Here is a 23,212-nt window from a genome sequence, read left to right as displayed (position 1 = left end):
AAAAGAGCGGAGACGGAGCGAAGCGCAGTGCACCAGACGCCGCGTCCTATCCGGCCCTGATCCGCCGGACAGGCCCTCGTGCCCGATGCCCCTTTCCTACCAGGATCGGCGGTGGGGCGCCGGGCGAGGCTCAGGTGCTCAGCAGCCGGTTGAAGAACGAACGGTAGCGCTGCAGCGCGAGCCGCAGATCCTCGGTCGGGACTTCCTCGCCGCGGTCCCACTGGCCTTCGAGGCCCTGCTTGTGGGACGAGAACGACTGGGCGAGCGTCTGCATCACCTCGGCGACCAGCGCGTCGGCCGAGCGCACCGCGTCCCGCGGGTCGTCGACGAACCTGCCCTGTATGTCGCCCCAGCTGCTCCGGTAACCCTCCGCGTCCTCGGGGCTGAGGAGTGGCTGGTCCTGGTCTCCCTGTTCGTCCCGCGCCGCTGCGGCGCCCGCGCCCGTGCCTGCCTGCTGTTCGGCCTCCTGGGCCTCTTCCGCCCGGGCTTCGGCGGCGCGTTCCTGGCCGGCGGTGTCCGGGGGGCCCGGCTCGTCCTGCTGCCCCCACTCACCCGTCGCCTCTCCCGGGAAGACGGCCGACTGCCCCTCGGCGGAGCCTGGTTCGCCCTGCACGGCGGTGTCCTCGTCGCGCATCTCGCGGCCCTCGTCCAGGTCGCGGCCCTCGTCGGCACCCTCCTGCGGGTGGGCGAGGTTCTCCGTGGTCAGGCCTCCCTCGCCGGGCAGACCGCTGTCGCCAGGCTCTCGCATGTCATCTCGTCGCATCTCGTCTCACCTCGTCCGGCTCATGTGCCGTCGGCCCCCGGCCGGCCGCCCTGGTTGCTGAGAAGTTCCTCGAACAGCGCGCGGTAGTGCACCATCGCTCCGCGCAGCTCCTCGGTGGTCGCGCGTCCGTCGCTGCTGCGCGCGTTGACCTCGTGGGCCGCGCGGTAGTGCTCCAGCGTGCGGCCGTGCTCCACCGAGAGATCCTGCAGTTGCTGCTGGTATCCGTCGGTCGGATAGCCGCGCTCCCGCATGAGCCTGGTCACCAGCTGGTCCGCATCGGCGACGGCCGCACCGGGCCGGTCCACGAAGCGTTCCTGGACGCTGCTCCATTCATCGGCGTACTGATGCCGGGTCTCGGCCGGCAGTTCCCTGATGTCGAGCTTGTCGTGGCGTTCCTCGCGGGCGCGCAGCTCGCGCTCGGCGGCCCGCCGGCTGCCCTCGTCCTCGAGCGTGCGGTCGTACTCGGGTCCGAAGTGATCCCGCAGACGCCGCCGGCGCGACTGCATCCAGAGCGCCACGCCGATGATGACCAACACAACCGCGACGGCGACGATGATGGCGATGAGTGTGGTAGACATCGAATCCTCCACGGGGCGTCACGTCAGTCCCCGTACTGCGCCTCTGCCCCCGGCATCCACCAGCAAACTAGGGCATAAAGCCCTAGGGCCTGTCCGGCGGATCAGGGCCGGACAGGCCCTACGCGCTCTTCGGCTTGCGGCCGGCTGCCTTCTTCGCGGGCGTCTTCTTGGCGGCGGTCTTCTTCGCCGCGCTCTTCCGCGCCGGGGCCTGCTGTGCGCCGGCCTCCTTGGCGGGGGCCTTTTTCGCGGCCCTCTTCCGGGCCGGCATGTCGTGCACGGTTGCGTCCTCTCCGCGGGACGCGCGCGCCGACTGGACAGACTGCTGCAACGCTGCCATGAGGTCGACGACCTGACCGGCGGGCTCGGCCGCCTCCTCGGGCCGCGGGGGCTGCTTCCCGGCGGCCTTGGCCTCGATGACCCGCTCCAGGGCGGCCCGGTACTCGTCGTGCAGCTCGCTCACCCTGACCTTGCCGTACGCGTTCATCAGCTCCTCGGCGGCGTACAGTTCCTCGTCCGGCACGTCCATCGGATCCGGCGTGGCGACCGCGGACGGATCGCGGATCTCGTCCGGCCAGTGCATGGCGTGCAGGACCAGTGCCTTTCCCTTGATCCGCAACAGCCCCAGGCGCTCACGGTTGTGCCAGGCGAACTTGGCGACCGCGACCTTGCTGGACCTCTCCAGCGCCTTCCGCAGCAGCGTGTACGGCTTGGCCGCTACCGCACCGTCGGCGGCGAGGTAGTAGCTGGCCCCGATGCGGACCGGGTCGATGGACTCGGCCGGCACGAACCCGATGATCTCGATGGCCTTCGCCGTGGGCAGCGGCATGGAGTCCAGCTCTTCGTCCGTGATCTGGATCGTGTCGCCGGTCGACAGCTCGTACCCGCGGCCAATCTCCTCGTTCGGCACGGCCCTGCCCTCGGTCTCGCACACCTTCCGGGTGCGGATCCGGCCCATGTCCTCCAGGTGGTACTGCCGCAACGCGATCGACTTGTTCTCGGTGGCGGGCTGTACGGAGATGGGGATGGTCACCAGGCCGAAGCTGATGGCCCCCTTCCACACGGGGCGTGGCATCGCGGACCTCCAGGCCCCCCTGGCGGAGCACCAGCCTAAGCAGGTCGCGGCTGGGACGCGACAGGGGGACCGGAGTGTCCGGGCGGTCGTCAGCGGGCGGAGCAGCCGGCCGGCGGGGTGTGCCTGATGTCGAGCACGAAGCGTTCCGGTGAGTGGAGCTTGTAGGTCTTGTACACCGGCTTGGTCTGGAACGCGGCTCCGAAGGTGACCACTCCCTCGAAGTCGCCGGTCAGGGCGAGGCCCTTGAGTTTGGGCAGGTAGATCTTCACCAGCCGGGGGCCCTTGTAGACCGGCTTGCCGGCCTCGTTGTGCGCTGCGGCGGGGGAGAGCTTGATCTCCAGGAAGTACTTCCCGGCGAGCGGGACCTTCTTCCCGGAGCCGTCGTAGCGCAGTTCCTTGACGGGCTTCACGCTGACCGGGGGCATCGTGCCCCGGACATCGATGACCACCCGGTCGAAGGTGGAGTGGCCGCCCCAGCGGGCGTTGACGACGAGAGCGGTTGAGGGGGCCTGCTGCGCTGTCCGGGACTGCGTGGAAGCGGATGCGGGAAGCGTGGCGCCGACCCCGGCGGTGAGAAGGATGCCGGCGGCGACAGCCGCGAGGCGCTGACGGTGATACATGAAGTCCCCCATTTCTCCTGGTACGGGGACAGTGGTGTCACCAGGGGAGACATCCGCACACGACGTACGGTTGCACGCGATACGCGCGCAATCGCCACAATCTTTTCGGAACCGGGGTGGGGCATGTGCTGGAGCGCTACCGCCGATCTCGTCGCGGGCGCCGGAATCTGCGCGATCGGCCTCGCGTGTGTCGTGCCCGTACGCCGGGCACGTGACCTGCCGCTCGCCGCACTGCCGCTGCTCCTGGGCGCCCACCAGATCATCGAGTCGGTCGTCTGGCGCTCCGGCGGCGGTACGGGCCCGGCCACCCTGGCCTGGGCCGTGATCGCCCTGCCCGTGCTGGCCCTGTGGGTTCCCCTGGGCGTACTGCTCGCCGCACCGCCGCGGGCCCGGCCCCGGCTGCGGGCGGGCGTGGCCGCGGGTCTCGTCACGGCCGCCGCCCTCACGTACTGCCTCGCCACCCGGCCCGTGACGGCCGAGGTGCGCGGACACACCCTCGGCTACGTCCTGGACCTGCCGGCCGCGCCGCTGCTCCTCGCGGGCTACCTGCTCGCCACCGTCGGCTCCCTGCTGCTCGGCGGTGATCCGCTGCTGCGGCTGCTCGGAGCCCTGGTCGGAGCGGGGGCGGTGGTCTGCGCACTGCTGTGGCGGCTGGAGTTCGTCTCGACCTGGTGCGCGTTCGCCGCGGTGGCGTCCGTCGTCGTGTTCGGCTGGGTACGCCGGCGAAACGCCTCGGCCGGCGGGCAGGCCGGGCCGTTTCAGCCGACTGCCGGAGCCGAGTCGCGGTAGGGGACCGCGGGCTGCGGGATCCGCTGGAGCGAGGTGACGTCGAGGGCGAGGGCGGCGGAGGCGGTGCCGAGTGTGCCGCCCGGGTGCCAGGTGCCGGTCACCCGTACCCAGGTGTCGGCGTCCGGGGGCGGCGCTCCGTACGCCCTGATCGTCAGGGACTGCGAGTCCGCGGCGCAGCAGGAGACCAGGAGCCGGGTCAGGTCCCAGGTGCCGTTCCTGCCGGGGGTGACGAACCCTTCCATCACCACGGTGCGGCCCTTCAGGCTCTGCTTCTCGTCCTGTTGGGCCCGGGCGATGAACTCCGTCAGCGACAGCGGGGCGGGGCCCCGGGCCGGCAGCGGCTCGAAGCGGTCGTACTCCTCGACGACCTTGGCGTTGTCGCGTGCCGCCGTGTACGCGCCCAGGGCCGGAGGCGCGAAGAACAGCAGCGCGAGCGCCGGTGGGAGCAACAGCCAGGCGACGCGGGGGCCGTGGCTGTGATCGTGTCCGTGGCCGTGTCCCGGGGACGCGTGCGACGAGCCGCCGCCGGCATCACTCTCCTCGTCCTCGTCCTCGTCTTCGAGGTGGTCCATGCGGGCGAACGGGACGCCGTCCCGCCACGCGGCGACCAGTCCCAGCCCGGCCAGCACGAACCCCGCGGCGACCAGGAAGGGCTGAAGCCCTTCCTTCACGTAACGCAGCGCGATGTCGCTGAACAGCGAGACGCGCAGGACGCCGGCCCCGATCAGCAGCAGCAGCACGCTCTGGACGTGGCGTCTCACAGCAGCCACCACCCGGTCAGGGCGCTGAACGCGACGGCCACCACGGCGGTCGCCGTCGAGAAGCGCAGGGCGAAGGAACGGCCGAAGGTGCCTGCCTGCAGGGCGATCAGCTTGAGGTCGACCATCGGGCCGACCACCATGAACGCCAGGCGGGCCGTGGGCGAGAAGCCGGTCAGCGACGCGGCGACGAACGCGTCCGCCTCCGAGCAGATGGCGAGCACGATGGCCAGGGCGGCCAGGAAGAGCACCGACAGCCAGGGCGAGCCGGAGAAGGTCTCCAGCACAGAGCGCGGCACGGTGACATTGAAGGTGGCCGCGGCCATGGCACCGACCACCAGGAACCCGCCCGCGTGCAGGAAGTCGTGCTGGAAGCCGAGCCGGAACTCCTCCCACCGGCTGCGCCCGGCCTGGTGGCCGGTGTGCCGGGCCGGCATCCGCAGCCACTCCGCCCGCCCGAGCTTCAGCCACAGCCAGCCCATGGCGGCGGAGGTGGCGAGCGACGCGAGGAGCCGGGCGGCGACCATCTCCGGGCTGCCGGGAAAGGCGACGGCGGTGGAGGCGAGGACGATCGGGTTGATCGCGGGGGCGGAAAGCAGGAACGCGAAAGCGGCGGCGGGGGTGACGCCCCGCCGGATCAGACTGCCCGCGACCGGCACCGACGCGCACTCACAGCCGGGCAGCACGATCCCCGCCGCACTCGCCACCGGCACCGCGAGAGCCGGGTTGCGCGGCAGGGCCTTGCTGAACACATGAGCCGGGACAAACGCGTTGACGGCACCGGAGATCAGGGTGCCGAGCAGCAGGAAGGGCAGCGCCTGGACGGTGATGGCCACACAGATCGTCTGCCACGCCAGGAAACCGGGGTGCGACAGCCGGTCGCCGGCTCCTGTCGCCCAGGCGAGCGTGCCGAGCAGGAGCACCGAGAACGCGCCCGCGGCAACCAGGGACGCGCGGCCGGGACGATCGCGTACGGCACGGTCAGGGGTGTCGCCGGCCGACGGCCGAGCGGTTTCGACCCGGGCGGGCTCCACCAGGCCTTCCGGGTTCTTCACTTCAGCTCCGGTCGTCTGTTGAGAAGTCCTCACGATAACCGGAGGTTTGGGACGCCGGGCTCGCAGGGCCACCCGCCCGCCGGGGCCGGCGGGCCGTCAGCGCACGCGGCGGTCCTCGAGCGGCGCGGCGTACCGGGCCGGGCCCGCCCCGCCGGGCTGCGGCAGGCGCGGCGTGTGATGGACGAGCCGTGCCGAGTTCCCGACGACCGCGATGCTGCTGGTGTTGCGCAGCAGTGCCGCGAAGACCGGATTGAGGGAGCCGCCGGCCCCGGCCAGCAGGCCGAGCAGGTTGACGCCGATGGCCAGGCCGTAGTTCTGCCGTACGACCCGCAAGGTGTGGCGGCTGAGTTCGACCACGGCGGCGACCTGTTGGAGGTCGTTGCCCGCCAGCGCGATGTCGGCCGTCTCCAGCGCGACGTGCGAGGAGTGCGCTCCCATCGCGATGCCGACGTCCGCCAGCGCCAGCGCGGGGGCGTCGTTCGTGCCGTCGCCGACCATGGCGACGAGATGCCCCTCGGCCCGCAGGTCGCGGATCAGCTGGAGCTTGGCATCGGGCAGGGCGTGGGCGTGGACCTCGGTGATGCCGAGGGTGTCGGCGACGGTCTGCGCGGTCTCCGGTGAGTCCCCCCACGGCCGGCGGCGGAACACCAGCCGCCGCAGGGCCACCACGGCCAGCACCGCACCGCCGACGACGAGCCGGGAGATCTCTCCGGTGGAGGAGTCGGGGGTGGACCGGCTGGGCCTCGCCGGGAGCGAGGCCGGCGGCGCCTCCTCCAGCGCGGCCACCAGCCGGCCGGCGTCCAGCAGATCCGGCGCCACCCAGATGAGCACGCTTCCGGTACGCGGGAAGATCCGCAGCGCACAGAAGCCCGGTACGTCGATCAGCCGCTCGTCGACCAGCCCGGCGCAGCCGGGCCGGGCCCGGAGCCAGGGCACGGTCAGCCGTACCCGGCCCGCGGCAACGGACTGTACGACCACCCCGGACGTGGCATCCGGCCTGTCATCGGGCACGGCGCCGGACATGGTCAGTGCTCGTGGTCGTGTTCGTGGCCCTCGACACCGACCACGGACGGGGACGGCGCCTCCTCACCCAGCGTGCCACGCGCCTCGGCGACCACGTCACCCGCCTTGAGCCGGGCCTCCTCGGCCGCCGAGGCGACCCAACGGCCGGCCACGATCCCGCCGGCCACGCTGCCGACGAGCGCCTTACGGGCGGCCGGCTTCATCGCGGGCAGCTTCTTGGCGGCTCCCTGGACGATCAGGCCGCCCACCACACCCGAGACGGCGTAGTGCGCGAGACGGCCGGCCGCGGCTCCGAGCAGTGCAACCGGATGCATAACCACTCCTTCCGCCCGCTCCCGGCGGATCGTGCGGAGCTCTCCCTTTCAATCTGCGCGCCCGGCCGCCAACTCTCGCCCCGGCCTGGTTCCGATGACGACGGTGGCGTTCAGTTCCTCGCACGTGGCCAGGTGCGGGATCAGCCCGCTGCGGGCGACGTGCTCCAGGGTCCGCGGCGCCTGGCGCTCGCTGGTCTCGATCAGCAGGTGCCCGCCCGGCGCCAGCCACCCGAGCGCCGCTTCGGCCACCCGCCGCTGTACGTCGAGACCGTCCGCGCCGCCGTCCAGCGCCACCCGGGGCTCGTGGTCGCGCGCCTCGGGCGGCAGCAGCCCGATCGCCCCGGTGGGTACGTACGGCGCGTTGGCGACCAGCACATCGACGCGGCCCCGGAGCGTGCCGGGCAGCGGCTGGTAGAGGTCGCCCTCGTACACCCGGCCGCGGGGCGCGGTGACGTTGCGGCGGGCGCACCGTACGGCGGCGGAGTCGATGTCGACGGCGTGCAACTCGGCCCGGTCCAGGGCCGCGAGGAGCGCGGCGCCCACCGCGCCCGAGCCGCAGCACAGGTCCACGACCACCGCCTCCCGCGCGGTCCGGCCGGTGTGCCCGGCGGTGCGGCGGGCCAGAGCGGCGGCCTGGCGGACCAGGAACTCCGTGCGGCGCCGGGGGACGAAGACGCCGGGCTCGACGGCCATCCGCAGCCCGCAGAACTCCGCCCAGCCGAGGACGTGTTCGAGCGGCAGACCGACAACTCGCCTCTCCACCATGGCGGAGAGGTCGGCCGGTGTGCGAGCGGTGGAGATGAGCAACCGCGCCTCGTCCTCGGCGAAGACACAGCCGGCGGCACGGAGTCTGGTGACGATGACGGACGGGTGGAGCGGTGACGGGGAAAGCGACATGGGGACCTTTCGGGATGCCGAAGGGTGCCCTCCCGGTCACCTACGCCGAGGCGACCGCACGACCGTGAGATGAGAGCACCCGGCCTGACACAGCGGTAATGGGTCTCACCTCCTCGGACGTTCACTGCTGGAGCCCGCAACACTACCCGTTCGCCTCGAAGCGGCGAACCCCTCGCCCAGGGGTAGCGTCGGGAGACACAGGACGAGAGCCTCCCCACCGAACGAGACCCCCGATGACCGCGGAGTTCCCCGCACGCGAAGCGCCCGGCGCCCGCTCCGTTCCCGACCTGGACGAGCGCGTGACGCACTGCTCCGCCTGCCCCCGGCTGGTGGCCTGGCGGGAGCTGACCGGCCGCGAGGGGCGTCTGGCCTACCGGGGCTGGGACTACTGGGCCCGGCCGGTGCCGGGCTTCGGTCCGGCGGACGCCGCCATGCTGGTGGTCGGCCTGGCACCGGCCGCGCACGGCGGCAACCGCACCGGCCGGATGTTCACCGGCGACCGGTCGGGCGATGTGCTGTACGCGGCCCTGTACGCAGTGGGTCTGGCCAGCCAACCGGAGGCGACGGACCGGGAGGACGGCCTGCGGCTGCGGGGCGTACGCGTCACCGCGCCCGTGCACTGCGCGCCGCCCGCCAACAAGCCGACACCGGGCGAGCGGGACACCTGCCGGCCCTGGCTGGTGCGGGAACTGCAGCTGCTGCGCCCCACCGTACGGTCAGTCGTGGTGCTGGGGGCCTTCGGCTGGCAGGCGGCGCTGCCCGCCCTGGCAGCCGCCGGCTGGACCGTGCCGCGGCCCCGGCCGGCGTTCGCGCACGGGGCGCACGTCACCCTGGCGGCCACCGACGGCGGCCCGGATCTGCATCTGTTCGGGTGCTACCACGTCAGCCAGCGCAACACGTTCACCGGACGCCTCACCCCCGCCATGCTCACCGAAGTCCTCACCGCGGCGGCCCGCACGGCGGGACTCCGGAGCTTCGGCTGTACGGGCGACTGACCGCACTGTCGGCCCAACAGGACGCGCCGGGAGGGCGAAGGGTGGCCATCCTGGGCCAAACCCTTCGAAGAGAGGTTCCGCCATGCTGGAGCGTAATCGGGGCAAGAAGCACACCGAGATCACCTTCGTGATCCCCGCCGACCGGGACTGTGGCCACGTCAGCGTCGTGGGCGATTTCAACGACTGGCAGCCCGGCGCGCACCCCTTCGTCGAGCAGACCGACGGCACGCGCTCCGTCACCCTCGAGCTCCCCAGCGAGCAGCGCTACGGCTTCCGCTACCTCGCCCATGGCGACTACTGGTTCAACGACGACCACGCCGACGAGCAGGACGGTCACAACAGCGTCGTGCACACCTGATCCCGGGTTTCGGCATCGCGTCGCGGGTACCCGGGCGGGGAGTGCGTCCGCACCGCCGCCGACCGCCGCCGCCCACCGCCGTCCACCGAGAGTGAGGATCGTCCGATGGAACGCACAGGCAGCCGGCCGGGCATATCCCCCTCCCCACCGGCGGCGACCGGTTCGTCCGAGGCGCGCGGACGCGCGGAGCCCGTGAGCCGGAGGCTGTGGCGCCGCGTCGTGCGGCTGGGCACGGAGGTGGGCCGTCAGGCCTATGCCGTCGGCCTCACCGGCGCCGCCGCGGTGGCCGAGCGGCTCAATCCGGCGGCCCGTCGGCGCGCGCAACGCGCGCGCCGGTCACGGCAGTCACGAGCCGGGGCGTGCGCCTGCGCGTCCCGGCACCGGAGCCGGGCGTAGGGCCCGGGTACCGGCGGAAGCAGAGAGGGACTTCACGTGTCGATCAAGGTGTCCGACTTCGTTCTCCAGCGGCTGCGGGAGTGGGAGGTCGACCATGTGTTCGCGTACGCGGGCGACGGAATCAACGGGCTGCTCGCCGCCTGGGGACGGGCCGAGAACAGGCCCAAGTTCGTCCAGTCGCGGCACGAGGAGATGTCCGCGTTCCAGGCGGTGGGCTACGCGAAGTTCTCCGGCAAGGTGGGCGTGTGCGCCGCGACCTCCGGTCCCGGTGCGATCCACCTGCTGAACGGGCTGTACGACGCGAAGCTCGACCACGTCCCCGTCGTCGCGATCGTGGGGCAGACCAACAGGAGCGCCATGGGCGGCTCCTATCAGCAGGAGGTCGACCTGCTGAGCCTGTACAAGGACGTGGCGTCCGACTTCTGCGAGATGGTCACCACCCCCGAGCAGCTCCCGAACGTCCTCGACCGCGCCCTGCGCACGGCATACGCGCGACGGACCGTGACCGCCGTCATCATCCCGGCCGACGTCCAGGAACTGGACTACACGCCGCCGCAGCACGCGTTCAAGATGGTGCCCTCCAGCCTGGGCCGGGTCTCCTACGCGCCGGTTCCGGCGGACGCCGAGATCGCCCGGGCCGCCGAACTGCTCAACGAGGGCGAGAAGGTCGCCGTGCTCATCGGGCAGGGCGCCCGCGGCGCACGGCCGGAGGTCGAGGAACTCGCCGACGTGCTGGCCGCGGGTGTCGCGAAGGCGCTGCTGGGCAAGGACGCGCTGCCGGACGACCTGCCGTACGTGACGGGTTCGATCGGGCTGCTGGGCACCCGTGCCTCGTACGAGATGATGCGGGACTGCGACACCCTGCTCGTGGTGGGATCCAGCTTCCCGTACTCGCAGTTCCTGCCGGAGTTCGACCAGGCGCGCGCGGTGCAGATCGACATCGACCCGTTCATGATCGGACTGCGCTATCCGTTCGAGGTCAATCTCGTCGGGGACGCGCAGGAGACACTCAAACGGCTTCTGCCGCTGCTCAAGCGGAAGAAGCACGGCTCGTGGCGCAAGAAGGTCGAGAAGGACACCGCCCGCTGGTGGGAGGTGATGGAGCGGCGCGCCGCCGTGGACGCCGACCCGGTCAATCCGGAGTACGTCGTGCACGCGCTGGACGGCCTGCTGCCCGGCAACGTGATGCTCTCCGCGGACTCCGGTTCCGCCGCCAACTGGTACGCCCGTCATCTGCGGCTGCGCGGCTCGATGCGCGGCTCACTGTCCGGCACGCTGGCCACCATGGGGCCGGGCGTCCCGTACGCGATCGGGGCCAAGTTCGCCCACCCGGACCGGCCGGCGATCGCGCTGGTCGGCGACGGGGCGATGCAGATGAACGGCCTCGCCGAGATGATCACCGCGGCCAAGTACTGGCGGGAATGGGATGATCCGCGGCTGATCGTCGCCGTCCTCAACAACAGGGACCTGAACCAGGTCACCTGGGAGATGCGCGCGCTGGCGGGGGCACCGCAGTTCCTGCCCTCGCAGGAGATCCCGGACGTTCCCTACGCCGACTTCGCGCGTTCCATCGGTCTCGACGGGGTACGGGTCGAGCGGCCCGGCGACGTCGAGACCGCCTGGCATCGCGCGCTGGGCGCCGACCGTCCGTTCGTCATCGACTTCCGTACCGATCCGGCCGTGCCGCCGATTCCTCCGCACGCGGATCTCGACCAGATCGAGGCCGCCACCGCGGCGGTCCTCAAGGGCGACAGCGACCGGGGAGGCATGCTCCGCCAGGGACTGAAGGCCAAGGTGCAGGACCTGCTCCCCGGAGGCCGTCACCGCAACGACGGATGAGGCGGCGGCCCGGAACTCCTGGGAGGTTCCGGGCTCTCGGCCCGCCCGGTGCGGGCGCGTTGCTGCTGCCTGACGTATTTCTCCGCCTCGAGGGCCGCCTCACGTGCGGTGCGTTGGCCCAGGAGTACGCACAGCGTGTAGGCCGCGTCCTCGAAACGGTCGCGATTCTCGCTGTGCGTCGGATCGGCGAGCATGCGGCGTTCCAGCTCGCGATACCGGATGAGGAGACTGCCTATCAGGTCGTGGTCCGGCAACAGCATGTAACTCCTCCTCGTGTGAGGGGGTTCCTGCCTGCTTCGGCTGCCCATTCTCCGCCACCTGGGGGAAGTTCTCCACCGGAGCGGGTGGAAGCCCGGCCGCACCGCGCCACGTACGGCCGCACCGCCTTGCCGAGGCCTCGTTTCGGCGCATGCCTCCCGGGCACCCGCGAGGACGGCGCCGAACGCGCTCCGAAAGGCGATGCGTAACGGAGGCACATCATGCGCGCACTGACATGGCACGGCCGGCGGGACGTCCGGGTGGACACCGTGCCGGACCCGCAGCTGAAGGACCCCACGGATGTGATCGTCGGCATCACGTCGTCCGGCATCTGCGGCTCCGACCTGCATCTGTACGAGGTGCTGGGCCCGTACCTGGAGCCCGGCGACATCCTGGGCCACGAGCCGATGGGCGTGGTCCAGGAGGTGGGCGAGGGGGTGTCCACGCTGACCCCCGGCGACCGGGTCGTCATCCCGTTCAACGTCTCGTGCGGGACCTGCTTCATGTGCACCCAGGGTCTGCACTCCCAGTGCGAGACCACCCAGGTGCGCGAACGGGGCATGGGTGCCTCCCTGTTCGGCTACACCAAGCTGTACGGCCATGTGCCCGGCGGGCAGGCGGAGTACCTGCGGGTGCCGTTCGGCGACCACCTGCCGATCAAGGTGCCGGACGGCCCGCCCGACGAACGCTTCGTCTACCTGTCCGACGTCCTGCCCACCGCCTGGCAGGCCGTCGAGTACGCGGACATCCCGCCCGGCGGATCGGTGACGGTGCTCGGACTCGGGCCGATCGGTGAGATGGCGGCCCGGATCGCGCTGCACCGGGGTGCGGGCCTGGTCATCGGCGTTGACCTGGTGACGGAACGGCTGGCGCGGGCGAGCACACACGGGATCAAGGCGATGGACCTGCGCGACCACGGCAAGCAACTGGGCGACGCCATCCGCGATCTGACCGACGGACGCGGCACGGACGCCGTGATCGACGCGGTGGGAATGGAAGCCCACGGTGCGCCGATCGCGAAGACCGCGCAGTGGATGACGGGACTGCTGCCGGACGCCGTCGCCGAGCGGCTGATGGAACACGCCGGTGTCGACCGGCTGTCGGCGTTCCACACGGCGATCGACGTGGTCCGGCGGGGCGGCACGATCTCCCTCGCGGGCGTGTACGGGGGGATGACCGACCCGCTGCCCATGCTGACCCTGTTCGACAAGCAGATCCAGCTCCGCATGGGGCAGGCGAACGTCAAGCGCTGGGTGGACGACATCCTGCCGCTGCTGGGGGACGGCGACCCGCTGGGCGTGGAGGGATTCGCGACCCACAGCTTGCCGCTGGAGGACGCGCCGAAGGCCTACGCCCAGTTCCAGGCCAAGGGGGACGGCATGATCAAGACGCTGCTCAAGCCCTGAGCGCCTTGGGGGTTTCCGACATACGGGTCACGCGGAGGCCGGTCCGTCGCCGGTGCCGTCTTCCGCGTGGCCCGTGTGGTCCGTGGCCTCGTCCGCGTCCTCGTCGTCGTCCCGTTCGCCCTCGGCCTGGGACGGGGTGGTCCTCGGCGGCATCGGGCGGTCGTCGTCGTCCCGCTCGCCCTCGGCTTGGGACGGTGTCTGCTCGCTCATGTGTCTCCCTCCGGACCGGGCGTGCGTCCACTGCTCGGCGTCGAGGGTCGACGCCGATGACGTGAGACATGTGCCCGGTTTGCGCATTTTTCACCACCTGGGCGGTGTCGGCCGTATGAGCGGCGTGCCAGGGGGTACCCGAGACCCATGCGTTCCACCAGGACGCATACGACCAGAGGAGATGTCAGCCGTGGACCCGCGGACCGACACCGAACCGTCAACCAGACAGGCCCCCCGCGAACAGCGCATACGCACCTGCCGCCCCGCCATCGCCGAAAAGGGACGGGACGCCGGGGAGCCGCAGGAGAACAGCCCCGAGTGGAACATCGTCCGGGGCGAGGACTGAGAAACTTCGCCGGAGAACGCATCGGACGGCCCTTTGTGGACACCTGCCCTGCATGACGACCCTTCCCGGCGTGTACGAGTCGCACTGGATGGAAACGGCGCAGGCACCCCCGCGCGCCCCGCTCTCCGAGGACATCGAGGTCGACGTCGTCGTGGTCGGCGCGGGCATCGCCGGCCTCAGCACTGCCTGGGAGCTGTCCCGTACCGGGCGCAGCGTGGCGGTGCTGGAGGCCGGCCGGGTCGCGGCGGGTGTCTCGGGCTACACCACCGCCAAGCTCTCCGCGCTGCACACGCTGATCTACGACCGGCTGCGCCGGACCCGTGGCCCGGAGGGCGCCCGGCTGTACGCGCGGTCCCAGCGCGAGGCGGTCGATCACGTCGCCGGCGTCGTGGCCGAACTCGGCATCGACTGCGAGCTGGAGCGGGCGCCCGCCTTCACGTATTGCGAGGATCCGGCCCGGGCCGGCGGGCTGCGCGCGGAGGCGGAAGCGGCCGCCGAAGCGGGACTGGACGCCTCGTTCGTCAGCGAGACCGGGCTGCCGTTCGCCGTCGCGGGCGCGGTACGCGTCGAGGACCAGGCGCAGTTCCATCCCCGCAAGTACCTGCTCGCGCTCGCCGACGACATCGAGGCGCGCGGCGGCGTGATCCACGAACGGACCCGGGTCACCCAGCTGAAGGAGGGTGAGCCCTGCCGGGTGCGGACAGCCGCCGGCCTGACCGTCACCGCCCGGAGCGTCGTCGTCGCCACGCACTATCCGCTCTTCGACCGGGCGATGCTCTTCACCCGGCTCTCGCCGCGCCGCGAACTGGTGGTCGCCGGGCCCGTCGACGCCGACCATGACCCGGCCGGCATGTACATCACCCAGGAGAACAACACGCGTTCGGTACGCACCGCTCCGTACGGGGAGGGCCGCCGGCTGCTGATCGTCACCGGCGAATCCTTCACGCCCGGCACGGGGGACACGTCCGAACGCTTCGCACGACTCGCGGCCTGGGCCCAGGACCGCTTCCCCGGCGTCACCCTCACCCATCGCTGGGCGGCGCAGGACAACGACCCGACCGACACCGTGCCGCTGGTGGGCCGGATGCACCCGGGCGGGGACCACGCGTATGTCGCGACCGGCTTCGGCGGCTGGGGCATGAGCGGCGGGGTGATGGCGGGAAGGCTGCTCGCCACACTCATCGAGGGCGGCGAATCGCCGTGGGCGGAGCTGTACGATCCGCGGCGGCTGAAGAGCGCGCTGCTGCGCGAGGCGGCGGGGTTCCTCAAGCACCAGGCCGACGTGGGCAAGCACTTCGTCGGGGACCGGCTGCGGACACCGGACCCCGCGTCGGCCGCGGACGTCGCGCCGGGTACGGGCGCCGTGGTGCGGGTCGCCGGGGAGCGCTGCGCGGTGTACCGCGACGAGAACGGCACGGCGCACGCGCTGACCGCGCGCTGCACTCATCTCGGCTGCCTGGTGGCCTTCAACAACGCCGAGCGCACCTGGGAGTGCCCCTGCCACGGCTCGCGCTTCAGCATCGACGGCGACGTCATCCAGGGCCCGGCCAACCGCCCCCTGGACAAGCGCGACGTGGAGGAGGCCCCCGAAGGCCCGTCCTGACACCGGTCAACGTCGGTCGCTGCCGGCTCGGTGTCGCCGGCGGCGATCTGGGAACGATGGCGAACCCCGGTGATACGTGGTAAGCGTGATAAATGGGCCGCGTACCGGACGCACGGGGCTGGCGAGCGGCGCTGGGCTTGCGCAGCGTCGCCACACAGGTGTTCGTCTTGCTGGTGGCGGTCGTGTCGCTGCTCTTCGCGGCCGCGGTGGGCTCCTTTGTGTGGAGCGCGATCGAGCACAGTCAGGAGCACGCCCGTGAGCAGGCGCTGGCCGTGTCCCGGACCTTCGCGAGTTCCCCCGCAACCGTGTCCGCACTCGGCGGGGACGACCCCTCGGCGTCCCTTCAGCCGCGCGCCGAGGAGGCCACCTCGCTGTCCGACGCGGAATTCATCGCTGTAATGAGCCCACAGGGCACTCTGTACACCCACCCCGACCCGGCACAGATCGGACAGCCCTACCCGGGCAGTATCGACCGGGCGCTCGGCGGTGAGACCTACACGCAGTCCGGCGACGGGCCTTTCAGTGAGACCATTCAGGGTCTGGCACCTGTCACGGGGCGTGACGGATCGGTCATCGGCGTCGTCGCGGCGGGGATCGAGTCGAAGGGCGTGGCGCAGCTTCCGCTCCTGTACGCCTCTGCCGGTGGCGCGTTGCTCCTCGCCACCGGCGGGGTCGCGCTCATCAGCAGACGGCTGGGGCGCCAGACCCGTGGCCTGGGGCCACAGGAGATCACCCGCCTGTATGAGCACCACGACGCCGTTCTGCATTCCGTGCGTGAAGGCGTCCTCATCATCGACGGCGAGCGCAGGCTGCTGCTCGCCAATGACGAGGCGCAGCGGTTGCTCGGCCTGCCGGACGACATACAGGGCCGTCCCGTCATCGACCTCGGGCTGGAAGCGCCCCTCGCCGACCTCCTCGCCTCCGGGCGGTCGGCAACCGATGAGATCCACCTCGCCGGAGAACGGGTGCTGGCCGTCAACCTCCGCCCCACGCAGGGGCGTGGTCGTCGGTACGGGAGCGTCGCCACCCTCCGTGACACCACCGAACTGCGGGCGCTGACCGGCAAGGCCGACGTGGCCCGCGGACGGCTGAGGCTGTTGAACGAGGCCACTGCGCGGATCGGCAGCACTCTGGATGTGACCACGACCGCCGAGGAACTGACGGAGGCGACGGTTCCACGGTTCGCCGACACCGGCATCGTCGATCTTGTGGAGTCCGTGCTGGCCGGAGAGGAGCCCTCCAACGGCAGCGCGCGCCTGCGCCGGGTCGCGGCCGCCGGCATGGGAGCGGACGGCCCGCTACGCCCCGTGGGCGAGCTCATCGGACACGGGCCGTCGACGCCACAGGCCCGGGCCTTCGACTCCGGACAAGCAGTCCTCGCACCCGGTGTGCACGGCCCCACGGCAGGGCCCGCCCAGCCCGGCGGCCCGGGCCCGGAAGGCGGCGAAACTTCGCTCATCGCCGTCCCTCTACGCGCCCGTGGTGTCACCCTTGGAGTCGCGACCTTCTCACGCTCGACCCGGTCCGAGCCGTTCGAGACCGACGACCTGGCCGTCGCCGAGGAACTGGCCGCCCGTGCGGCGGTCTGCATCGACAACGCCCGCCGCTACACGCGCGAGCACACCACCGCCGTGACACTGCAGCGCAGCCTGCTGCCGCGTGGGACACCCGAGCAGGTGGCCGTGGAGGTCGCCCACCGTTACCTGCCTGCACGAGCCGGAGTGGGCGGCGACTGGTTCGACGTGATCCCGCTGTCCAGCGCACGTGTCGCCCTCGTCGTCGGCGACGTCGTGGGCCACGGCCTGCATGCCGCCGCCACCATGGGCCGTCTGCGGACCGCCGTGCACAACTTCTCCGCGCTCGACCTGCCCCCCGACGAACTCCTGACCCACCTCGACGACCTCGTCAGCCGCATCGACCATGACGCGGCCTCAGCCGGCGGCGGTGACGAGATCGTGGGCGCCACCTGCCTGTACGCCGTGTACGACCCGGTCTCCCGGAGCTGTTCCCTGGCCCGCGCGGGCCACCCCCCGCCCGCCCTCATCCACCCCGACGGCTCCGTCGCGTTCCTCGAGGTCCCTGCCGGGCCACCGCTGGGGGTGGGCGGGCTCCCCTTCGAGACCCTGGTGCTCGACATCACCGAGGGCAGCCAACTCGCCCTCTACACCGACGGGCTCATCGAATCCCGCAGCCGCGACATCGACACCGGAGTCGAACTCCTTCGCCTTGCGCTCGCCCACCCCGACCGCCCTCCCCAACACACGTGCGACGCGGCCCTCAGCGCTCTCCTGCCCACCGACAACGACGACGACATCGCCCTGCTGGTCGCCCGTACCCGCGTCATGGCCGCCGAGCAGATCGCGAGCTGGGACGTGCCCGTCCTCCCCAATGCGGTCGCCGACGTGCGCAAGGCCGCCGTCCGGCAACTGAACGACTGGGGCCTGCAGGAAATCGCTTTCACCACCGAACTGGTGCTCAGCGAGCTGGTGACCAACGCCATCCGCCACGGCACCGGGCCCATCCAGGTCCGTCTGCTACGCGACAGCTCGCTCATCTGCGAGGTCTCCGACGGCAGCATCTCCGCACCCCACCTGCGTCGCGCCGCGTTCACCGACGAAGGCGGCCGCGGCCTCTTCCTGGTGGCCCAGTGCACAGAGCGCTGGGGCACCCGCTACACCCCCAGAGGGAAGATCATCTGGACCGAGCAATTCCTCCCCATCTCCCTCTCGGGCTGGTAGACGTCGTCGCCGCGTGCCTCGTCGGACATGGCTTCTCCTCTCGGTAGCGCGGTAGCGCGGTAGCGGGGGCGGGCTCCTCGGATCAGACGGAGGCCGGGAACCGCGCCCAGACCCGGTGCTCCGCGAGCAGGCCGGTGACCTCCTCCAGTACGTTCTGCGGTTCGCCGCCGACCACACCGGGCGCGTCGGCCGGGCATCCCGCCGCCGACAGCACGCGTGCGCCGTCGCCCCAGTGGCCGAGCGGCTTCGCGTGGCGGAACGCCTCGCCGACCATGAGGGTCACCCGCGGGTCCACGTCCGAGGTGCCCGGCCCGCCCGGGCCGGCATGAGCGGCCTTCGCGTCCCGCGCCCCGTACGCATCCGCACCCGGCGCCGGCGCGCAGGCCAGCAGCAGCGCGTCGAACTCCACCGACCGTGCCGTGGCGAACGTGCGCTGGACGGGCAGCGGCTCGGCGCCGTCCCCGTCCAGTACGCCGCCGGTGGGGGCGATCAGCAGCGGCACCATGCCGCCGTCGAACACCGCCTGCCGTACCGCGCGTACTCCGGCGACATCGCAGCTCTCGTCCACGACGACGCCGACGATCCGCCCGGTGGTCGGCCACGTCTGGCCCACCTGCGAGAGCGCCGGGCTCGGCTCGGCGAACGGGAACGGCTTCCCGGGCCCGGGCGCGGCCAGACCGAGGCCTTCCGCCACCCGCGAGCAGAGGTCGGTGTCGATCCCGGCGAGCACCCCCAGCATGCGTTCCTTGACGGCGTTCTCGTAGCACTTGCCGAGCTCGAAGGTGTAGGCGGCGATGAGATGTTCGCGCTCGACCGGCGTAAGACTCAGCCAGAACAGCCGGGGCTGGCTCGTGTGGTCGGCGAATGACGCCGGGGCGTCACGGACCTTGCTCGCCTCGGGCGTGGTCACGGGCACCTCGACGTACGCGCCCATGTCGGCGCCCGCGAGGAACGGGCAGCCCCCGTCCAGCGAGTTGGGGCGGTAGGGCGCGACGCCGACGTGGACGGCGGTCTGGTGCATGCCGTCGCGCAGCATGTCGTTGGTGGGGGCCTGCGGCCGGTTGATGGGGATCTGGCCGAAGTTCGGGCCGCCGAGGCGGGAGATCTGGGTGTCGAGGTAGGAGAAAAGCCGGCCGGCGAGCAAGGGGTCGTCGGTGATGTCGATGCCGGGCACGAGGTGTCCGGGATGGAAGGCGACCTGCTCGGTCTGCGCGAAGTAGTTCTCCGGATTCCTGTTCAGCGTCATCAGGCCGATCGGCTGGACCGGTGCCAGCTCCTCCGGCACGATCTTCGTCGGATCCAGCAGGTCGATGCCTTCGAACGTCTGGTCGGGGGTGTCCGGGAAGGCCTGGATGCCGAGCTCCCACTCGGGGAACGCACCCGCCTCGATCGCATCGGCGAGGTCCCGGCGGTGGAAGTCCGGATCGAGGCCGCCGATCAGCTGGGCCTCCTCCCACAACAGCGAGTGCACACCGGCCTTGGGCTTCCAGTGGAACTTCACCAGCGTCGTCCCGCCCTCCTCGTCGACCAGGCGGAAGGTGTGGATGCCGAAGCCCTCCATCATCCGGTACGAGCGCGGAATGCCGCGGTCGGACATGTTCCACATCGTGTGGAACGTGGCCTCGGTGTGCAGCGAGACGAAGTCCCAGAACGTGTCGTGCGCGCTCTGGGCCTGCGGGATCTCACGGTCGGGGTGCGGTTTCGCGGCGTGGACGACGTCCGGGAACTTGATGGCGTCCTGGATGAAGAAGACCGGGATGTTGTTTCCCACCAGGTCGAACGTGCCCTCGTCCGTGTAGAACTTGGTCGCGAATCCGCGCGTGTCCCGCACCGTGTCGGCCGATCCCCGCGAGCCCAGCACCGTGGAGAAACGGACGAAGACGGGTGTCTCCACGTCCCGTCCGAGGAACGCCGCCCTGGTGACCGAGCCGGCGGTCCCGTATCCCAGGAACACCCCGTGTGCTGCCGCGCCCCGGGCATGGACCACGCGCTCCGGAATGCGCTCGTGGTCGAAGTGCATGATCTTCTCCCGCAGGTGGTGGTCCTGCAGGAGCACCGGTCCGCGCGGGCCCGCCTTGAGCGAGTGGTCCGTGTCGTACAGCCGCGTTCCCTGAGCGGTCGTCAGGTACGCACCGCCCTGGCTCCGGGACGCCGGGGGAGCGCCGGTGGGCTTCCCGGTCGGGGAGACGGCCTCGGGACCGCTCTGGTCGGCCTTGGGCGGCAGCGGTTCCCGGGGGACCGTGGGTTCCGGGCGGGAGGGCGCTTCGCCGGCGGGGCGCCCGGGGATCACTGCTTGCTCATCGACGGGGCGGGACTTCTCCACGATTCCTCCTGGGACGGGGACGAGCGGATGCGCGAGGCGGAAGCCGTCTGTCCACCAGTAACCCGCATGAAATAGATCAAACCGCGCTGGGTAGCCGCCCGGCATGAACCTCATCAAGCCTCTGGCAGTCGTCACCGGTGCCTCCAGCGGTATCGGGTTCGAACTCGCCAAGCAATTCGCCGACAACGGATTCGATCTTGTGGTCAGCGCCGAGGACCCCGGTGTGGAGCAGGCGGCCGAGGAGCTGCGGGCCGCCGGCGCCGACGTCCAGGTCGTACGCGCCGACCTCGCCACGTACGACGGTGTGGAGCAGCTCTACGCCTCGATCGCGGTGACCCGCCGGCCGGTCAGCGCCGCCGCCCTCAATGCCGGAGTCGGCCGGGGCGGGGCGTTCCTCGACACCGATCTGTCGGACGAGGCCAGAATCATCGACCTGAACATCACCTCGACGGTGCATCTGGCCAAACGCCTGCTTCCGGACATGGTCGCGGCGGGAGACGGCAGGGTCCTCATCACGTCCTCCATCGCTTCGACGATGCCGGGCTCCTTCCAGGCGGTGTACAACGCCTCGAAGTCCTTCCTGCAGTCCTTCGCCGAGGCGCTGCAGAACGAGCTCAAGGACACCGGAGTGACGGTCACCTCGCTCATGCCGGGCCCGACCGAGACGAACTTCTTCCGCCGGGCGGGCATGGACGACACCAAGGTCGGCCGGCAGCCGAAGGACGATCCGGCCAGGGTCGCCAAGGACGGGTTCGACGCACTGATGAGCGGACGGGGCAAGGTCGTCGCCGGGTCGCTGAAGACCAAGGCGCAGGGCGTCGCCAACAAGGTTCTGCCCGACAGGCTGAAAGCGGCCGCGCACCGGCGCATGGCGGAACCCGGCTCAGGCAGGTAAGGAGTCCCCCGTCCCGGGAGATCCGGGGGCGCGCGGATTGTCAGTGGCGTACGTCACAGTTGAGGGAAGTGACCGCACTCCGGCATCCGTGGACCCGAGGGGATCCCATGAGTTACGCGATCCAGGCGGAAGGTCTGGCCAAACAGTTCAAGGAGACCCAGGCGCTGGCCGGGGTGGATCTCACCGTCCCGGCCGGCACGGTGCTCGGCCTGCTCGGGCCCAACGGCGCGGGCAAGACGACGGCGGTCCGCATCTTCGCGACGCTCCTCGCGCCGGACGGCGGGCGGGCGGAGGTCGGCGGGCACGACGTCGTACGCGAGGCGGGCCTGGTGCGCTCCATGATCGGTCTGACCGGGCAGTACGCGGCGGTCGACGAGAACCTGACGGGCACCGAGAATCTGCTGATGATCGGCCGGCTGCTGGGCATGCCGCGCTCGCAGGCGCGTGTCCGGGCGGCGGAGCTGCTGGACCGCTTCCAGCTCAGTGACGCGGCGGGACGAGCGACGAAGACATACTCGGGAGGCATGCGGCGGCGCCTGGACCTGGCGGCGAGCCTGGTCGGGCGGCCGCAGATCCTCTTCCTCGACGAACCGACCACCGGACTGGACCCGCACAGTCGCGGTGAGGTGTGGGACATGCTGCGCGGCCTGGTCGCGGAGGGCGTGACGGCTCTGCTGACCACGCAGTATCTGGACGAGGCCGACCGGCTCGCCCACGACATCGTGGTGATCGACAAGGGCCGGGTGATCGCGGAAGGAACGCCGGACCAGCTGAAATCACAGGTCGGGGGCCAAGTTCTGCAACTGCGGCCGGTACACGCGGCCGACCTCGCCAGGGTGCAGGCGCTGCTGATCGAGGAAGCCGGGCCGCAGGCCAAGATCGAGGGCGGCGAGATCACGGCACCCGTCAACGATCCCGCCCTGATGCCGGCGGTGGTGCGCCGGCTGGACCAGGCCGGCATTCCGGTCGCCGAGCTGACGCTGCGGCGCTCCTCGCTCGACGAGGTGTTCCTGGTGCTGACCGGTCACCGGGCGGAACCGGAGCGGACCGAGGCCGATGCCGGCGAGGGCGGCGAGGAGCGGTACGAGACGGTGGTGAGCCGGTCATGACCACCGTGACGATCACCGACACGATGGGGCACAGCGGCAGGGTGCGGCCGCTGCCCGCGCTGCGGCAGACCGCCACGATGGCGTGGCGCAGCCTGGTGTCGGTCAAGCACAACCCGCTCGAACTGGTCGACTACAGCATTACGCCGATCATGTTCGTGTTCCTGTTCACCTACGTCTTCGGTGGCCAGATGGCGGGCTCACCCAAGGACTACCTCCAGTACGCGCTGGCCGGGATCATCGTCCAGAACACGCTCTTCATGAGCATGTACACCGCCATGGCCCTGAACACCGACCTGACCAAGGGTGTCTTCGACCGCTTGCGAAGTCTGCCCATCGCCCGGTCGGCACCCCTGTTCGGGCGGATCACCGCCGACCTGGCCAAGCAGCTCTGGGCGATGCTCCTGATGATCGCGCTCGGCACGCTGCTGGGGTTCCGGATCACCGGTGGGCTCGGCGGTTTGCTCGCCGCGCTCGTGCTGCTGCTGACGTTCGCGGCAGCGGTGTCGTGGACCGCGGTGCTCATCGGAATGCTGGCCGGCGACGCGGAGAAGGTGCAGGTCTTCGCGTTCACGCTGATCTTCCCGCTCACGTTCACCAGCAGCGCGTTCGTCCGGGTCGACACCATGCCGGGTTGGCTGCAGGCGTGGGTCGACGTCAACCCCGTCACGCATCTGTCGGACGCCTTCCGCGGCCTGCTGCTCGGCACCGGCGCCGGCCGGCCGGTCCTGTGGTCCCTGGCCTGGGCGGTGGGCATCGCGGTGGTGTTCATACCCCTGGCGATGCGGGCGTACCGGTCCCGGGCCTGACAGGGCCTGACAGGGGGAGCACGCTCGTACGGGGCAGCGGGAGCAGGTTCACCGGACCGTT

Annotated in this window: 23 protein-coding genes; 11 read left to right on the top strand and 12 right to left on the bottom strand. The window is 71.2% G+C overall.

The window, feature by feature from the left end:
• Positions 1-130: 130 nt before the first annotated feature.
• The 4 genes from ACWV17_RS24455 to ACWV17_RS24440 all read right to left on the bottom strand — a co-directional run bounded on the left by ACWV17_RS24455 (position 131) and on the right by ACWV17_RS24440 (position 3,033).
• On the bottom strand, positions 131-748 hold the full coding sequence (locus ACWV17_RS24455) for a hypothetical protein (RefSeq protein ID WP_455361399.1): 618 nt from the start codon (positions 746-748) through the stop codon (positions 131-133).
• Positions 749-783: 35 nt separating this feature from the next.
• Positions 784-1,341, bottom strand: a complete 558-nt coding sequence (locus ACWV17_RS24450) for a hypothetical protein (protein ID WP_455355774.1) — start codon at positions 1,339-1,341, stop codon at positions 784-786.
• Positions 1,342-1,459: 118 nt separating this feature from the next.
• The gene (gene ku / locus ACWV17_RS24445) at positions 1,460-2,413 is read right to left on the bottom strand and encodes a non-homologous end joining protein Ku (protein ID WP_455355773.1); all 954 of its coding nucleotides are present in this window, start codon (positions 2,411-2,413) and stop codon (positions 1,460-1,462) included.
• An 89-nt stretch (positions 2,414-2,502) separates the two neighbouring features.
• Complete coding sequence (locus tag ACWV17_RS24440; protein WP_455355777.1) at positions 2,503-3,033, bottom strand: AMIN-like domain-containing (lipo)protein; 531 nt, start codon at positions 3,031-3,033, stop codon at positions 2,503-2,505.
• Between the two features lie 123 nt (positions 3,034-3,156).
• Here ACWV17_RS24440 and ACWV17_RS24435 point away from each other — a divergent pair, with 123 nt between their 5' ends.
• Positions 3,157-3,822 carry a DUF6629 family protein gene (locus tag ACWV17_RS24435; RefSeq protein WP_455361398.1) on the top strand — a complete coding sequence of 222 codons (666 nt, stop codon included), beginning with the start codon at positions 3,157-3,159 and terminating at the stop codon, positions 3,820-3,822.
• On the opposite strand, the gene ACWV17_RS24430 is transcribed toward ACWV17_RS24435, so the two are convergent.
• The 5 genes from ACWV17_RS24430 to ACWV17_RS24410 all read right to left on the bottom strand — a co-directional run bounded on the left by ACWV17_RS24430 (position 3,792) and on the right by ACWV17_RS24410 (position 7,869).
• On the bottom strand, positions 3,792-4,583 hold the full coding sequence (locus tag ACWV17_RS24430; protein WP_455361397.1) for a TIGR03943 family putative permease subunit: 792 nt from the start codon (positions 4,581-4,583) through the stop codon (positions 3,792-3,794). The genes ACWV17_RS24435 and ACWV17_RS24430 overlap by 31 nt on opposite strands.
• Positions 4,580-5,635 (bottom strand): permease, encoded by a 1,056-nt coding sequence (locus ACWV17_RS24425; RefSeq protein ID WP_455361396.1) that lies wholly within the window; start codon positions 5,633-5,635, stop codon positions 4,580-4,582. The genes ACWV17_RS24430 and ACWV17_RS24425 overlap by 4 nt, the downstream gene beginning before the upstream one ends.
• A gap of 96 nt (positions 5,636-5,731) precedes the next feature.
• A complete protein-coding gene (locus ACWV17_RS24420) occupies positions 5,732-6,646 on the bottom strand; it encodes an HAD-IC family P-type ATPase (RefSeq protein ID WP_455361395.1) in 915 nt (304 codons plus the stop codon).
• 14 nt (positions 6,647-6,660) lie between these two features.
• Positions 6,661-6,972 carry a DUF1490 family protein gene (locus ACWV17_RS24415; RefSeq protein WP_455361394.1) on the bottom strand — a complete coding sequence of 104 codons (312 nt, stop codon included), beginning with the start codon at positions 6,970-6,972 and terminating at the stop codon, positions 6,661-6,663.
• A gap of 48 nt (positions 6,973-7,020) precedes the next feature.
• Positions 7,021-7,869, bottom strand: a complete 849-nt coding sequence (locus ACWV17_RS24410) for a putative protein N(5)-glutamine methyltransferase (RefSeq protein ID WP_455361393.1) — start codon at positions 7,867-7,869, stop codon at positions 7,021-7,023.
• Positions 7,870-8,102: 233 nt separating this feature from the next.
• On the opposite strand from ACWV17_RS24410, the gene ACWV17_RS24405 reads away from it, so the two are divergent.
• The 3 genes from ACWV17_RS24405 to ACWV17_RS24395 all read left to right on the top strand — a co-directional run bounded on the left by ACWV17_RS24405 (position 8,103) and on the right by ACWV17_RS24395 (position 11,457).
• A complete protein-coding gene (locus ACWV17_RS24405) occupies positions 8,103-8,864 on the top strand; it encodes a uracil-DNA glycosylase (RefSeq protein WP_455355766.1) in 762 nt (253 codons plus the stop codon).
• A gap of 82 nt (positions 8,865-8,946) precedes the next feature.
• Positions 8,947-9,222 carry an isoamylase early set domain-containing protein gene (locus ACWV17_RS24400; protein WP_455355765.1) on the top strand — a complete coding sequence of 92 codons (276 nt, stop codon included), beginning with the start codon at positions 8,947-8,949 and terminating at the stop codon, positions 9,220-9,222.
• Positions 9,223-9,654: 432 nt separating this feature from the next.
• A complete protein-coding gene (locus ACWV17_RS24395) occupies positions 9,655-11,457 on the top strand; it encodes a thiamine pyrophosphate-requiring protein (RefSeq protein ID WP_455361392.1) in 1,803 nt (600 codons plus the stop codon).
• Here ACWV17_RS24395 and ACWV17_RS24390 read toward each other — a convergent pair.
• A complete protein-coding gene (locus ACWV17_RS24390; RefSeq protein WP_455361391.1) occupies positions 11,439-11,717 on the bottom strand; it encodes a DUF5133 domain-containing protein in 279 nt (92 codons plus the stop codon). The two genes, ACWV17_RS24395 and ACWV17_RS24390, sit on opposite strands and share 19 nt — an antisense overlap.
• Before the next feature lie 219 nt (positions 11,718-11,936).
• Here ACWV17_RS24390 and ACWV17_RS24385 point away from each other — a divergent pair, with 219 nt between their 5' ends.
• A complete protein-coding gene (locus tag ACWV17_RS24385) occupies positions 11,937-13,121 on the top strand; it encodes a zinc-dependent alcohol dehydrogenase (RefSeq protein WP_455361390.1) in 1,185 nt (394 codons plus the stop codon).
• 27 nt (positions 13,122-13,148) lie between these two features.
• Here the strand turns inward: ACWV17_RS24385 and ACWV17_RS24380 are convergent, their stop codons facing one another.
• A complete protein-coding gene (locus ACWV17_RS24380) occupies positions 13,149-13,331 on the bottom strand; it encodes a hypothetical protein (RefSeq protein WP_455361389.1) in 183 nt (60 codons plus the stop codon).
• Between the two features lie 190 nt (positions 13,332-13,521).
• Between ACWV17_RS24380 and ACWV17_RS24375 the strand changes: the two genes are divergently transcribed.
• From ACWV17_RS24375 to ACWV17_RS24365, 3 genes are all read left to right on the top strand, one after another.
• On the top strand, positions 13,522-13,677 hold the full coding sequence (locus ACWV17_RS24375) for a hypothetical protein (protein ID WP_455355759.1): 156 nt from the start codon (positions 13,522-13,524) through the stop codon (positions 13,675-13,677).
• Positions 13,678-13,729: 52 nt separating this feature from the next.
• A complete protein-coding gene (locus ACWV17_RS24370; protein ID WP_455361388.1) occupies positions 13,730-15,280 on the top strand; it encodes an FAD-dependent oxidoreductase in 1,551 nt (516 codons plus the stop codon).
• A 92-nt stretch (positions 15,281-15,372) separates the two neighbouring features.
• Positions 15,373-18,018 carry a SpoIIE family protein phosphatase gene (locus ACWV17_RS24365; protein ID WP_455361387.1) on the top strand — a complete coding sequence of 882 codons (2,646 nt, stop codon included), beginning with the start codon at positions 15,373-15,375 and terminating at the stop codon, positions 18,016-18,018.
• Positions 18,019-18,100: 82 nt separating this feature from the next.
• Here the strand turns inward: ACWV17_RS24365 and ACWV17_RS24360 are convergent, their stop codons facing one another.
• On the bottom strand, positions 18,101-20,341 hold the full coding sequence (locus ACWV17_RS24360; protein WP_455361386.1) for a catalase: 2,241 nt from the start codon (positions 20,339-20,341) through the stop codon (positions 18,101-18,103).
• A gap of 103 nt (positions 20,342-20,444) precedes the next feature.
• Between ACWV17_RS24360 and ACWV17_RS24355 the strand changes: the two genes are divergently transcribed.
• The 3 genes from ACWV17_RS24355 to ACWV17_RS24345 all read left to right on the top strand — a co-directional run bounded on the left by ACWV17_RS24355 (position 20,445) and on the right by ACWV17_RS24345 (position 23,151).
• On the top strand, positions 20,445-21,236 hold the full coding sequence (locus tag ACWV17_RS24355) for an SDR family NAD(P)-dependent oxidoreductase (RefSeq protein ID WP_455361385.1): 792 nt from the start codon (positions 20,445-20,447) through the stop codon (positions 21,234-21,236).
• 107 nt (positions 21,237-21,343) lie between these two features.
• Complete coding sequence (locus ACWV17_RS24350) at positions 21,344-22,345, top strand: ATP-binding cassette domain-containing protein (RefSeq protein ID WP_455355754.1); 1,002 nt, start codon at positions 21,344-21,346, stop codon at positions 22,343-22,345.
• The gene (locus ACWV17_RS24345; RefSeq protein WP_455361384.1) at positions 22,342-23,151 is read left to right on the top strand and encodes an ABC transporter permease; all 810 of its coding nucleotides are present in this window, start codon (positions 22,342-22,344) and stop codon (positions 23,149-23,151) included. Before ACWV17_RS24350 ends, ACWV17_RS24345 begins: the two co-directional genes overlap by 4 nt.
• The last annotated feature ends 61 nt before the right edge of the window (positions 23,152-23,212 follow it).

The sequence above is a fragment of the Streptomyces mabaensis genome, assembly GCF_053763515.1.
This window is presented reverse-complemented; position numbering and strand designations above follow the sequence as displayed.

Bases quoted from the DNA above. Each gene is read 5' to 3' on its own strand.
- ACWV17_RS24455 (WP_455361399.1), bottom strand. From the start codon at position 748: ATGCGAGAGCCTGGCGACAGCGGTCTGCCCGGCGAGGGAGGCCTGACC.
- ACWV17_RS24450 (WP_455355774.1), bottom strand. From the start codon at position 1,341: ATGTCTACCACACTCATCGCCATCATCGTCGCCGTCGCGGTTGTGTTG.
- ku (WP_455355773.1), bottom strand. From the start codon at position 2,413: ATGCCACGCCCCGTGTGGAAGGGGGCCATCAGCTTCGGCCTGGTGACC.
- ACWV17_RS24440 (WP_455355777.1), bottom strand. From the start codon at position 3,033: ATGTATCACCGTCAGCGCCTCGCGGCTGTCGCCGCCGGCATCCTTCTC.
- ACWV17_RS24435 (WP_455361398.1), top strand. From the start codon at position 3,157: ATGTGCTGGAGCGCTACCGCCGATCTCGTCGCGGGCGCCGGAATCTGC.
- ACWV17_RS24415 (WP_455361394.1), bottom strand. From the start codon at position 6,972: ATGCATCCGGTTGCACTGCTCGGAGCCGCGGCCGGCCGTCTCGCGCAC.
- ACWV17_RS24410 (WP_455361393.1), bottom strand. From the start codon at position 7,869: ATGTCGCTTTCCCCGTCACCGCTCCACCCGTCCGTCATCGTCACCAGA.
- ACWV17_RS24405 (WP_455355766.1), top strand. From the start codon at position 8,103: ATGACCGCGGAGTTCCCCGCACGCGAAGCGCCCGGCGCCCGCTCCGTT.
- ACWV17_RS24400 (WP_455355765.1), top strand. From the start codon at position 8,947: ATGCTGGAGCGTAATCGGGGCAAGAAGCACACCGAGATCACCTTCGTG.
- ACWV17_RS24390 (WP_455361391.1), bottom strand. From the start codon at position 11,717: ATGCTGTTGCCGGACCACGACCTGATAGGCAGTCTCCTCATCCGGTAT.
- ACWV17_RS24385 (WP_455361390.1), top strand. From the start codon at position 11,937: ATGCGCGCACTGACATGGCACGGCCGGCGGGACGTCCGGGTGGACACC.
- ACWV17_RS24380 (WP_455361389.1), bottom strand. From the start codon at position 13,331: ATGAGCGAGCAGACACCGTCCCAAGCCGAGGGCGAGCGGGACGACGAC.
- ACWV17_RS24370 (WP_455361388.1), top strand. From the start codon at position 13,730: ATGACGACCCTTCCCGGCGTGTACGAGTCGCACTGGATGGAAACGGCG.
- ACWV17_RS24365 (WP_455361387.1), top strand. From the start codon at position 15,373: ATGGGCCGCGTACCGGACGCACGGGGCTGGCGAGCGGCGCTGGGCTTG.
- ACWV17_RS24355 (WP_455361385.1), top strand. From the start codon at position 20,445: ATGAACCTCATCAAGCCTCTGGCAGTCGTCACCGGTGCCTCCAGCGGT.
- ACWV17_RS24350 (WP_455355754.1), top strand. From the start codon at position 21,344: ATGAGTTACGCGATCCAGGCGGAAGGTCTGGCCAAACAGTTCAAGGAG.
- ACWV17_RS24345 (WP_455361384.1), top strand. From the start codon at position 22,342: ATGACCACCGTGACGATCACCGACACGATGGGGCACAGCGGCAGGGTG.